This is a genomic window from Chryseobacterium sp. ERMR1:04, assembly GCF_001297705.1.
Taxonomy (GTDB): domain Bacteria; phylum Bacteroidota; class Bacteroidia; order Flavobacteriales; family Weeksellaceae; genus Chryseobacterium.
This window is the reverse complement of sequence record NZ_LIRF01000008.1, coordinates 1-13,386: the sequence shown is the minus strand read 5'-3', so window position 1 is coordinate 13,386 and position 13,386 is coordinate 1. Positions and strand designations below refer to the sequence as shown.

Genomic DNA, 13,386 nt, shown 5'->3' with positions numbered 1-13,386 from the left:
CAAATTTTGAAAATGAAGTTAAATGAAAAAGCGATAATTTTTGACATGGATGGAACGCTGGTAGACAACATCCCTTATCATGAAGAATCGTGGATTATATTTTTGAAACACTATGGAATTGATATGAAGCGTGAAAATTTTAGCGCTCAAAATCATGGAACATTGGATGAAATGATCGTTCGCTTTTTTGGGAATGATTTATCTGAAACAAAAATATACGAGCTTGGACTTGAAAAAGAAAATGCTTATCAAACTTTATATAAAAGCAAGATGAAAGAGGTTACTGGGTTAACCTCTTTTCTCCAAAAATTAAAACAAAATAATATTAGAATGGGATTGGCCACTATGGGAATCCCTTCTAGTATTGATTTTATTTTAGATGGCTTACATATTAGAGAGTATTTTCAAGAAATCACCGGAGGTATAGAAGTCTCCAAAGGAAAACCCAATCCTGAAATATTTTTAAAGACTATTGAAAAGTTACAGGTAGATCCTAAAGATTGTGTAGCCGTAGAAGATTCAATGGGTGGAATTCAATCTGCTCTTGATGCAGGATTGAAAGTAATTGGGATCACAACAACGCATTCAGAAGAAGAATTGATGGATCAAGGTTGCTCTCAAGTGATTCATGATTACAAGGATGCAATTATAAATTAAATTTTATATATTGCAAAAAAGAAAACACAAAAACACAACTTGTACTAGGTACTAAAAACACAAAAAAATACAAACATGAAAAAAATATTTATAACCCCCTCTGAATTCATAAAGGCTCTTCTTTAATTAAAAGATGACCATTTCTTTTAACTTTTATGAATAAAATAAGTACAGATCATATGAAGTAGGATTATTTCTGCTTTTCTAAGCTTAAAAATTATCTTTCACTTATTCTCTGATATTTAATTTATTCTTTTCGAATTCTGAAAATATTTCTTTCATGCTTTAAACTGACGATTAATTTCAAGATTAATTGTTTAGGTAGATATGTGTATTTTATTCTCTTTGTTTAATCAAACGAGAGATTTTATTAGTGCGTTGTAAGCAATAAATGAAAAAAATATGCAAAAAAAGATAAATTATATCAAATTTGTATTGTTCATGTTCCTTGTAGGAATAATGAAGCTTAATGTATTGTATTCCCAAAATTTTAATCCCCATGAGTTTACTACGAATGGTTATGCGAGAGCCGGAATAGGAGTAAGCGATGGCGGGCAGATGGTTAATTTTGTAACACCCGATAATGTACATAAATATAGATTGGGAAATGAAGCGAATCATTATGCTGAACTTCAGCTGAATTATCGGTACAAAGATACAGACTCTACAAAAAAATATGAACTGACGTACATGATGGCAAAATACATCCCGTATGGAAGTGATGCCTATAAGCAATTCCCGTTAACGACTCAATTGTACGGTAAGATAAATAGAGTGATACACAATGCGGATATCTGGGTAGGTAAAAGGTATTACAGCCGTAGAAATGTAGATTTTCTCGATTACTTTTGGATGAATCCGGCGCAGGGTTCCCAAATCGGATTGGGGATTGAAAATTATAAAGTTAAAAACTCAGGAAATCTGAATTTAGCTTTCATGAGATTTAAGTATCCAGATCCTAACTCTAATAACAGCCATTCTTATACTACAGATCTGAGATATCTGGATGTGCCATTATCAGAAAGCAATAAAATTAATTTTATTGGACAATTTAATTATACAACTGAAAATAAAATTCTTCAAACCTCAAAACACCTCGGATATGCTATAGGAACTTGGTGGACTTATTCCAAAAAAATATCACCCATACATCCACTGTGATTTACCGAAAAGGAAGTTCAATTGTAGAAACTTCTGGCCCTCCGATACAGGAATTTGTTAATGGTGTCAGAGTATATGATCTGAATAAAGCGAGTTCGTTGGATGTGATCAATAATTTCCTTTATGATGATAAAACAACGCATGCTTTTAATGCTGCAGTGACGTATCAACGTAGAGATTTTGGAATGGGTAATAAAGATCAAAATGGAAATGTGCTTGATCATAGGGCAGTCAAAAATTGGTTTAGTGTAGGATTTAGGTACGTGCATTATGTTAATAAACATTTTAACCTAGCACTAGAGGCAGGCAATGATTATATGAAAAGTGATGGATTGGGATTGGAAGGCAGCTTACAGAAGATCACTTTTTCTCCCCAGCTTACTTGGGATTATGGATATTATACCAGACCTGTATTCAGACCTTTTGTTACGTATGCACATTGGCCTGACAGCTTTCGGGGAATTACCGGACAGTCTGATTTTAATACCAGACTCATTAATAAAAATCAAGGAATATCTTTCGGGCTGCAAATGGAAATGTGGTGGTAAGTAAAAGAGTAAATTTTTCACTAAAAGATAGGCTTGCATATAAATTTTGAAGTTTTTCGTTTTTAATGCAAATGATTGAACTTCACCTCAAAAATTAAGTTAAATTTCATTCGCGCGTGAAATGAAAACATTAATTAGTTTAATTTGCTATATTTGGGAGTTTTAAAAATTAATAATGATATTTTCTTTACAAGGCACTGTTCAAGAACTTACGCCTACTTACGCAGTAATCAACGTACAAGGAGTGGGTTACTATGTAGGTATTAGCTTAATGACCTCACAAACCCTGATTTTGAATCAGGCAACTGTACTTTTTATTCAACAGATCATCCGTGAAGATGCTCACTTACTTTTTGGTTTTAACACTCGTTCTGAAAAAGAAATGTTTAATTTGTTAATAAGTGTTAATGGGGTAGGGGCTGTTTCTGCGCTTATTTTACTATCTACTTTAAGTCTTGATGAGATCGCGACTGCCATTGTTTCCAAGAACAGCGCATTGATCCAAAAGGCCAAAGGTTTAGGGGTGAAAACTGCTGAAAGAATTATTGTTGATTTAAAGGATAAGGTCCAGAAATTCACCAATGCAGAAGAAAATATTTCTACATTTGTGGATAATAAAATCAAAGAAGAATCGTTATCTGCATTAGAAGTTTTAGGGATTCCTAAAAGAATGAGCGAGAAGATTGCAGATAAAATAATAAAACAAAATTCAGCTATTTCGGTAGAAGAATTGGTTAAACAAATCTTAAAAAACATTTAACATTTGGTGGCGAATAATAAGTTTCTCAATATATTTTTGTTCCTGTCCTTTCTGTGTGTATCAGTAAGTACTTTTGCGCAGCAGCGACCAGTACGTGATACCGCAATCATAAAGAAAGACTATGAACTGGCAGATCCTACGAGGTATGAAGCCTTTTACGATGTAAAAACAGGCATGTATTACGTATACCCTAAGATTGGTAATACAATAACCGGGCCGCCAACGGCTATGTCTCCTGAAGATTATAAGGAGTTTATGTTGGCTTCACAAACCAAGGCGTACTACAAAGAGAAATCAGACAAGTACAGTTTGATGTTCAGAAAAGACAAAAGTGATGCCCGAAGAAAAGGTTTGATTCCTTCTTTAACCATTCGAAATAAACTTTTCGAAACCATTTTCGGAAGCAACAAGATTGAAATTATCCCTTCCGGATATGCCTCTTTTGATTTTGCAGGTTTGTACCAGAAAATAGACAATCCATTAATTTTACCACAAAACAGAACCAGTTTTACCTTTGATATTAATCAGAGAATTCAGCTTGGTTTATTAGGTAAAGTAGGAGAAAACCTTCAGCTAAAAGCCAATTATGATACCCAAAGTGGGTTTGCTTTTGAAAATAGGATGAACTTAGTTTGGCAGGCAAAAGGAAGCTGGAAAGATCTTCAGCAAAAAGGTCTTGGAAATGTAGATCAGCCTAATGCGGGAGGAGAAGATAAAATTATAAAAAGAGTTGAATTTGGTAACGTAAATATGCCACTTTCAACCAGTTTAATACGAGGCTCACAGTCTCTTTTTGGGGTTAAAACAGAATTCCAATTAGGTAAAACTTTTGGAACAGTTGTACTTTCTCAACAACAAGGAGAAGCCCGAAATATTGTAGTACAAGGAGGTGGAGTAGTGAATAACTTCAAGATGAATGCCATAGATTATGAAGATAATCAGCATTACTTCTTGGGCCATTATTTCTTAGATAACTATGACAATTCATTGCTTAATTATCCTCAGATCAATTCAAAAATCAGTATTACAAGATTAGAAGTCTGGGTGCTGGATCAAGGGAATAGTAACTTAGCGTATCAGAAAAGTATTGTAGGGATTAGAGACTTGGGGGAAGGGCCTTCAGGATTACCGGATAATACACAAAACGGACTTTATCAGGCAGTTTCCACTACAATGGGAACACCAAGAGATGCAGGGACGAATTATGCTGATGCTTTACAAGGGAAAACTTTCCCCGGAAGTGCTGCGCCGTATCAAAATAGTGAGGAATTTATTTTTAATAAAAAGGCAAGAAGATTAAATTCTAACGAATATACACTACAGCCCCAATTAGGATATATCTCTTTAAATCAAAAACTGAATGATAATCAGCTTTTAGCAGTTTCTTATTCTTATACCGTTAACGGAAGCAATCAGGTGTATAAAGTAGGAGAATTCTCCGAAGAAAGCCCTGTATTGGTTACTAAGGTCTTAAGAGTAAACAATAAGTTGAATGTTGCTTCTCCGATGTGGGACCTGATGATGAAGAACATCTATTCTTTAGATGCAGGGCAGGTAAATCAGGATGGGTTTATCTTAAATGTATTCTATAGAGATTCACAAACAGGGGGTAAAGTAAATTATCTTCCAAATACCATTGTTAAGGATACCAACTTATTGAAATTACTTAACTGGGACCGTCTCAACACAAACGGAGATTTACAGAATAATGGAAGCTCTACAGGAGATGGTATTTTTGACTTTGTAAATGGTATCACAATTCGGCCGGAAACAGGAAAGGTTATCTTTACCAAAGCTCAGCCTTTTGGTAAATATATGTCACAGGTATTGGGAAGTAATGATCCACAATATGTGTACAATGAGTTGTATACTCAGCAGAAGCAAGTAGCGTCATCAAATAACCTAGCCCAACGATATACATTAGAAGGACGTTACAAAGGAACACAAGGCCAAGGGATTTCTCTTGGAGCAGTAAATGTTCCGCAGGGTTCCGTAAAAGTTTCAGCAAATGGCGTACAGTTAACAGAAGGTGTTGACTATACTGTTGACTATATGCTGGGAACAGTTACTGTTATCAATGAGCAGGTAAAACAATCAGGTCAGGCTATTAATATCGCATTAGAAAATCAATTAACCTTTAATACCCAAAGAAAAAGATTCTTAGGACTAAATTTAGAAAGAAGAGTTAATGAGAACTTTATTTTTGGAGGAACGGTTGTTAATTACTCAGAATCTCCGCTTACCCAAAAAGTAAACTATGGCCAGGAAGCCGTTAACAACACAATGGCTGGGGTTAACTTAATGTATAATAATCAACTTCCTTTCCTTACGAGATTAACAGATAAGATTCCTTTGGTAAATACAGAGGCGCCCTCTAATTTGAATTTCAAAATGGAAGCAGCTTATTTACTTCCGGGCCTTAATAAAGGGACAAATGATCAATCTTATATTGATGATTTTGAACAAACAACTTCTAAGATTTCATTAAAAGAACCTACGGCTTGGAGCTTAGCATCGAAACCTGAAAAGAATAAATCAGATCCTTTGTTTCAGAACGCAGGATTAAATAATGATCTTACGAATGGATATGGAAGAGGACTATTATCTTGGTATAATATTGACCCGAGATTCTGGGGAGTAGGAGGGAAAGCACCTGCGGGAATTACACCACAGTCAGTTTCCAATCACGCCTCGAGAAGGGTTCAGCTTTCGGAGATTTTTAACAACAGAGATTTTGTAGCAGGTGAACAAACTTTCACCAATACTTTCGATATATCTTACTATCCTCAGGAAAGAGGTCCTTATAATGTGAACCCTGCCAATGAAACAACACAGCAGAGATGGGCAGGTATTATGAGACCAATCAGTATTTCCAACTTTGTGAATTCTAATATTGAATATGTAGAATTCTGGATGATGGATCCTTATGCTGATGGAAATAATTTAGGGGTTAATCCTAAACTTTTACTACAGTTAGGAAACGTTTCTGAAGATGTATTGAAAGATGGACAAATGCAATACGAGAATGGGTTGCCTACCGGATCTACGCCTTCTACTACAACAAGTACAAATTGGGGAACTCAACCAAAACAACCGCCAATTTTGTATGCATTCTCAAGTGAAGGAGATGACAGAAGAGCTCAGGATGTAGGATATGATGGGTTAAGCTCAGAACAGGAAGCTGCAAGGTTTGGAAATACCTTCACTAATCCTGTGACGAATATTGCCGATCCTGCGGTAGATGATTTCGTATTTTTTATGTCAGATAAATTTACAGGAAGTCAGGCAGCATCACTTATTCAGAGATATAAATATTTCAGAGGCCCGGAAGGAAACTCTCAGGCTAACTCCTTAGAAGTATCTTCTCAAACTCCAGATGCTGAAGATATCAATAGAGATTATAACTTAGATCAAAATGAAAGCTATAATCAATATGAAGTAAAACTAGATAAAGGAAGTTTAACGTTAGGCCAAAATAATATTGTAGATGTTAAAACTGTTGAAGCAAGCTTCCAAAACGGACAGACGGATCAGGTAAAGTGGTATTTATTCAGAGTGCCTATCGCTCAGTATGTAGCTACTGCAGGAGATCATGCTCAAGATGTTCTTAATAATGTAAGATTTGCAAGATTATTATTAACAGGTTTTGATCAGACTTCAACGTTGAGGTTTGGAACATTAGATTTAGTAAGATCAGACTGGAGAAGATATCCTAAAAACTTTGCGGTATATGGAACAGACAATAATGCTGATCCTGCAACTGATGAAGGTACAATTGCAGTTACTGATCCAAATAATTTTGAAATAGGAAGTGTAAATATTGAAGAAAATGCACTAAACCAACCACCTTATGTATTGCCTCCGGGAATTGACAGACAGGTACTAAGTGGAAATGCAGGCGCGCAGAGACAGAATGAAGCTTCTTTATATATGAAGGCTAGTAATTTGCCTAGTACAGAGGCAAGAGGGGTATTTAAGAATGCTTCATTAGATATGAGAAGATACAAGAAGCTAAAACTTTTTGTACATGCTGAAGATCCTAAGAATAGAGTGGATGGACTAGATAAAGACACAAAATTCTTTATTCGTTTTGGAAATGATGCAACAGATAACTATTATGAATATGAAGCTTCTTTGAGAATTACTCCTAGATCAGCTACAGCACCATTGGATATATGGCCAATGGAGAATAATGTAGATCTGGATATCCAAGATTTTGTAGATGCTAAAATAAGAAGAGATAAAAATAATCCAAATGATATTGCCAAAAGAATTATGGACAATCAATTTGGAAGTGATATCAACTTCAAGAAGATTTATATTAAAGGTCGCCCGAGTTTAGGAAATGTAACCTCTATTGTTTTAGGGATTAGAAATGCTAGAACAAGAGGAGATATTGCAATAGACAGAGTACTTTGGGTGAATGAGATTCGTCTTTCTGAAATTGAAAATGACGGAGGATACGCAGGTAATGCGAGCTTAAATTTCAACCTTGGAGATTTTGCAGTTGTGAATACAAGTGCATCATATACGTCTGTTGGTTTCGGGAATATTGATTCTAAACCAGCGGAAAGAAATCAGTCTACACAATCTGCATTCAGTATCAATACGGCAATTAATGTAGACAAGTTCCTTCCTGAAAAGAGTGGGGTGAAAATTCCATTAAACTATTCTTATTCACAAACCATTGAAGATCCAAAATACAATCCTTTGGATACCGATGTTGAGTTCAATAAGGCAGCCAATAAAGATCAGCTTAAGAAAGTGGCAAGAACATATACTCAACAAAGAAGTTTGGGTATTGTGAATATGCACAAGGAAAGAATGAACCCAAACAAGAAGCCTAAATTCTATGATGTGGAAAACGTTTCTGTTACGGCGGTTTATAATGACGATTATTTTAGAGATATCTACACAAAGAAAAACTATAGGCAATATCTGAGAGGGTATGTAGATTATAACTATACTTTCAAACCATGGGTAGTGAAGCCGTTCAATAAAATGATCAGCGATACGGCAAAGTCTACAAAATATCTAAGATGGATCAAAGAGTTTAATTTCAATCCGGTTCCTACAAGATTATCTTTCAGAACAGAAATTGACAGAAATTATAATGAACTTGAATTTAGAAATATCGAATCCATCTTAAGCGGTAATATCGCAGATGATTTTGCAGCAATTAGAAATAGAAATTTCTATTTTGGTTGGCAGTATGGACTAGGTTTCAACTTTACTAAATCATTGAAGCTTGAAATTAACTCTGTAACAAGAACGCTGAATGATAACGTGGATGTAAACACAATGGATAATACGGCAATCTTTGGAAATATATTCAGAGCGGGAAGACCGGTATTGTACAACCATAGAGTTCAGTTGAATTACAAACTACCATTCCAATATCTTCCGTATATGGATTTTATTGATGCAGAAGTAGGATACGGATTTACCTATAACTGGAATGCAAGATCTACAGCATTGCTTTCATCTCCAAATGGAAGTTTAGGATCTATCGGGCAGAATACAAGTGTTATTCAGGCAACAGCAACAGCTGATTTCCCTAAGTTCTTTGGACAGTTTAAGTATTTCAAAAACATATCGAGTAAGCTTCAAAAGCGTAAGCAGGAAACCGACTCTCTTAATAATGTATACACGCAGCAATGGGAGAAGAACAGATATAAGTATAAAAACTATAAATTCAAGAATAAGTTAACACCATTGCAAAGTGCAGCATTCTTATTAACATCATTTAAACAGTTAAACGTTAATTATTCTGAAAATAATGGTACTGTACTTCCTGGATTATTATCTGCGCCTAATTTCTATGGATATGGCCAAACGTTAGGAGGTCCAACACTTGGATTCTTATTCGGTTCACAGGCAGATATTAGAAGATTGGTAATGGAAAATGGCTGGGTAAGTGATTCAGAATTTATGACGGATCCTTATATCAAAATGTCTACAAAAGAGTTGAGGGCCAATTTACAGATCATGCCAATGAATGATTTAAGAATTGATGTGAGTGCTTTGCATACCTATAACAGAAACTTCACGCAAACAGGATTCAATTATAGAGATAGTAACGGGAACCCAAATCCTAATTATACGTTTGGAAATGATTTTGTGACGTATTCAAACTCTGTAATACTTCTTAAAACATCCTTCACTGAGGGGCAGGCGCTCTTCCAGACGATTAAAGACAATGCAAAAGCAATCTCTCAGCAAATGGGTGGCAACATAGGAACAGACGGTTATACAGAAGGACACAGTATTTCGAATGCTTATGTTTTGATTCCTGCGTTTAGAGCAGCGGTTGAAGGAAAGGCGCCGAAACTTATTGGAAATGCTAAAAAAGCAGGACTTCCGTTGCCAAACTGGAAGCTAACCTATTCAGGATTAAGAAATGTACCGTTCATTAATGGTCAGTTCTCTAAGTTTGATATCCTACACGGCTATACAGCAACCTATACAGGAACAGGGATACAGTCAAGTGTTGATTATTTCAATACACTGACTTCTTTAACGAGTTCGGGGAGAGATGTTAATAATGATTATATCAATCCATTTACATTCGCTCAGGTAGGATATGTTGAAAACTTCTCACCACTTATTGGGATCGATGTTACGATGAGAAACAACTTCCAGTTTGGGCTACAGTATAACAGAGCAAGAATGTTGCTATTAGGATTAGTAAACCATACGCTTACGGAAGATGCCAATACAGAATATGTAGTAAGATTAGGATACATCGTTCGTAACTTCAGATTAGGAATGACCAATGTGAGAGGCCGTGGAAGAGGAAAAGGAAGCGATCTTAACATCAGAGGTGATATCTCATTAAGAGACAGCAGAACAAGCATCATGAATATCTTATTGGATGATTCTCAGGTAACAGGTGGACAGAAATTAATGAACATCAGACTTTCTGCAGACTATAACGTTTCTGAAAATCTTAACCTAAGAGTATTCTACGAACAAATGACTTCCAAGTATAAAATTTCAACAGCATTCCCTCTGTCAACAATCAGAGCCGGACTTTCTGCAACATTTACATTTGGAGATTCAGGTGGCGGTTTCTAAGATAAACAAACATAAAACTAAATGTCCTTCAATTTTGAAGGACATTTTTTATACTCAATATTTGAACGTACTATTATTTTGAATACATTTGTAAAAATAAAAATTTAAAAATGAACACACCATCAGAATTAAAGTACACTAAGGACCACGAATGGATCAAGATTGAAGGAAACGTGGCTACAATTGGTATTACTGATTTTGCACAAGGAGAACTTGGAGATATCGTTTATGTAGATATAGATACGGTAGATGAAGATTTAGAAGGAGGTGCAGTTTTCGGAAGTGTTGAAGCAGTAAAAACAGTTTCAGACCTATTCTTACCTATCGCAGGAAAAGTGATCGAATTTAATTCAGAATTAGAAGGTCAACCGGAATTGTTAAATTCAGATCCTTATGGAAACGGATGGATCATCAAATTAGAATTGGTTGACGGTGCAGATCATTCAGAATTACTTACAGCAGAAGAATACCAAGCTATCATTGGATAAAATCTCAAAAATATTCAGTAAGATATTGCCCATTTATTGGGCATTTCTTACTTATATGCTCCTGAAGCCGGGAGACGAGATCCAGGAGCATTGGTTTATGTTCGACGGATTCGATAAAGTTGTGCACCTAAGCATATTTGCAGCACTTGGTTTCCTATTTACTGCAAGCTTTCCTAAGATCAAATTCATTTACTTTTTTCAAATCATTCTTTTATACGGCTTCCTAACCGAGATCCTTCAGGAGGAAATGGGATTAGGCCGGTCCATGGAATTCTTAGATGTCGTAGCAGACGCTATCGGCTGTTTAATCGGGTACTTTACCTATAAGCTGCTAATCAAGCGATTTTTCTGATCAGACAATTAATTAGTGGATTGAAAGTTTTCATTCATCATTCTCCAACTCTCAAACCCTCCTTCCTCTAGCTCAAAATTTTTCAGAAGCTTCATCCAGCTCTCCACTCATACTCCTCACGCCATCGCGCTCCAACGCTCAACCCCTCTCATACTCCCATCCAATGTTGCGGGGTACCCGTTTCTATCTGGGCTAGGGTATTGGACGTTCTTTTCAACAGTCACTATCACCATAAAGTTTGTCATCCTGTAAGGATCTCAACAGCGAAATTCAAAAAAAGGGTAGAGATTCTTCACTCCACTACATTCCATTCAGAATGACAGATTCATGAAATACTTTGAAATAAAATAAGACAACTATGTATTCGAGGATAAATACCTCAAGGTCTGCCCCGGGGATGGGATTATTTATTGGTAATCTTCATCGCCTTTAAACCTAACAGGTTTCAAAAACCTGTTAGGTTTGCCTTAAGAGTAAAAAATCAACATTTCATCCATCCACTAATACCTATCCTCAATTCATTCTATACCTAACTTTTCAAACATCTGCGAAAATCTGTGGGAAACAAAAAACAGTAATTCCTTGAGGCCTCACATCTAAGCCCCAACCCAAACCTCATAGGTTTCAAAAACCTATATATAATAGGAATACTTCCCAAAAGTATTTTAAGCAGTATAAAGCAGTCTTATAACATATTCAAAACTAAAATCGAACAATGTGGATAACTACAAAATATCACATAACGTTAATAAAATCAATTATTTAGTATGCCTAATTCTCCACAAAAAACCAATTATCTCCACATTAAGTTAATAAAGTTTGGAGTGGTGGGTAAAAAGAGAGTACTTTTGCCCCACTGAAAAACGATATGTTGATTGGTAGCGCAGAAGACAGTAAGACAATATCTACACAACAAAAACGAATCAAAAAATAACTTAAACTTTTTCTTAGAAAGAGTTGGAAAAGTTAAAAAGATTTGTATCTTTGCAGTCCGGTAAAACGGGAGCAGAGGAGTAGAAGATAAGGAGTGTTGAAAACGAGGTTAGGGTTATTTACAAGACACTAAATTAAGTTAGAAAACGCTTTGTCAATTAGAAATAAAGTTTTACTTTTGCACACGCAAATCTATACTGAAAACGACAGAAAATTAGGTATAGTAAAAAGCGTAAGATATAAGAAGATCATTGAAAAATAGATATAACAACCAAGTAAGGAAAAGACTAGAACGTTAATAACTTTGAGTGAGTCAGACAAACATACAATGGAGAGTTTGATCCTGGCTCAGGATGAACGCTAGCGGGAGGCCTAACACATGCAAGCCGAGCGGTATTTGTCTTTCGGGACAGAGAGAGCGGCGTACGGGTGCGGAACACGTGTGCAACCTGCCTTTATCTGGGGGATAGCCTTTCGAAAGGAAGATTAATACCCCATAACATATTAAGTGGCATCACTTGATATTGAAAACTCCGGTGGATAGAGATGGGCACGCGCAAGATTAGATAGTTGGTGAGGTAACGGCTCACCAAGTCAATGATCTTTAGGGGGCCTGAGAGGGTGATCCCCCACACTGGTACTGAGACACGGACCAGACTCCTACGGGAGGCAGCAGTGAGGAATATTGGACAATGGGTGAGAGCCTGATCCAGCCATCCCGCGTGAAGGACGACGGCCCTATGGGTTGTAAACTTCTTTTGTATAGGGATAAACCTTTCCACGTGTGGAAAGCTGAAGGTACTATACGAATAAGCACCGGCTAACTCCGTGCCAGCAGCCGCGGTAATACGGAGGGTGCAAGCGTTATCCGGATTTATTGGGTTTAAAGGGTCCGTAGGCGGGCTCGTAAGTCAGTGGTGAAATCTCATAGCTTAACTATGAAACTGCCATTGATACTGCGAGCCTTGAGTAAGGTAGAGGTAGCTGGAATAAGTAGTGTAGCGGTGAAATGCATAGATATTACTTAGAACACCAATTGCGAAGGCAGGTTACCATGTCTTAACTGACGCTGATGGACGAAAGCGTGGGGAGCGAACAGGATTAGATACCCTGGTAGTCCACGCCGTAAACGATGCTAACTCGTTTTTGGGGCTTTAAGCTTCAGAGACTAAGCGAAAGTGATAAGTTAGCCACCTGGGGAGTACGTTCGCAAGAATGAAACTCAAAGGAATTGACGGGGGCCCGCACAAGCGGTGGATTATGTGGTTTAATTCGATGATACGCGAGGAACCTTACCAAGGCTTAAATGGGAATTGACAGGTTTAGAAATAGACTTTTCTTCGGACAATTTTCAAGGTGCTGCATGGTTGTCGTCAGCTCGTGCCGTGAGGTGTTAGGTTAAGTCCTGCA

The 13,386-nt window shown here is 36.6% G+C and carries 7 protein-coding genes and 1 rRNA gene; all 8 read left to right on the top strand.

Features of this window, described 5'->3' with window-relative positions; all coding sequences use genetic code 11:
* The first annotated feature begins 12 nt into the window (after positions 1 to 12).
* Positions 13 to 657 (top strand): HAD family phosphatase, encoded by a 645-nt coding sequence (locus AMQ68_RS17285; protein WP_054511868.1) that lies wholly within the window; start codon positions 13 to 15, stop codon positions 655 to 657.
* Between the two features lie 402 nt (positions 658 to 1,059).
* Positions 1,060 to 1,818 (top strand): carbohydrate porin, encoded by a 759-nt coding sequence (locus AMQ68_RS25845; RefSeq protein ID WP_054511867.1) that lies wholly within the window; start codon positions 1,060 to 1,062, stop codon positions 1,816 to 1,818.
* Complete coding sequence (locus AMQ68_RS25840) at positions 1,815 to 2,366, top strand: carbohydrate porin (RefSeq protein WP_054511866.1); 552 nt, start codon at positions 1,815 to 1,817, stop codon at positions 2,364 to 2,366. The genes AMQ68_RS25845 and AMQ68_RS25840 overlap by 4 nt, the downstream gene beginning before the upstream one ends.
* Positions 2,367 to 2,541: 175 nt before the next feature.
* Positions 2,542 to 3,126: a Holliday junction branch migration protein RuvA gene (gene ruvA / locus AMQ68_RS17270; protein ID WP_054511865.1), complete on the top strand. Its 585-nt coding sequence runs from the start codon at positions 2,542 to 2,544 to the stop codon at positions 3,124 to 3,126.
* 6 nt (positions 3,127 to 3,132) lie between these two features.
* Positions 3,133 to 10,203: a cell surface protein SprA gene (gene sprA, locus AMQ68_RS17265; RefSeq protein ID WP_054512849.1), complete on the top strand. Its 7,071-nt coding sequence runs from the start codon at positions 3,133 to 3,135 to the stop codon at positions 10,201 to 10,203.
* A gap of 110 nt (positions 10,204 to 10,313) precedes the next feature.
* On the top strand, positions 10,314 to 10,691 hold the full coding sequence (gcvH, locus tag AMQ68_RS17260; RefSeq protein WP_054511864.1) for a glycine cleavage system protein GcvH: 378 nt from the start codon (positions 10,314 to 10,316) through the stop codon (positions 10,689 to 10,691).
* Positions 10,684 to 11,043, top strand: coding sequence for a VanZ family protein (locus tag AMQ68_RS17255; RefSeq protein WP_082384139.1), 360 nt, complete (start codon positions 10,684 to 10,686; stop codon positions 11,041 to 11,043). The genes gcvH and AMQ68_RS17255 overlap by 8 nt, the downstream gene beginning before the upstream one ends.
* Before the next feature lie 1,258 nt (positions 11,044 to 12,301).
* Positions 12,302 to 13,386: ribosomal RNA gene (locus tag AMQ68_RS17250) — 16S ribosomal RNA — on the top strand; the annotation flags it as partial.

Excerpts from the sequence above, each read along its gene's own strand:
- AMQ68_RS17285 (WP_054511868.1), top strand. The coding sequence starts at position 13 with ATGAAGTTAAATGAAAAAGCGATAATTTTTGACATGGATGGAACGCTG.
- AMQ68_RS25845 (WP_054511867.1), top strand. The coding sequence starts at position 1,060 with ATGCAAAAAAAGATAAATTATATCAAATTTGTATTGTTCATGTTCCTT.
- ruvA (WP_054511865.1), top strand. The coding sequence starts at position 2,542 with ATGATATTTTCTTTACAAGGCACTGTTCAAGAACTTACGCCTACTTAC.
- gcvH (WP_054511864.1), top strand. The coding sequence starts at position 10,314 with ATGAACACACCATCAGAATTAAAGTACACTAAGGACCACGAATGGATC.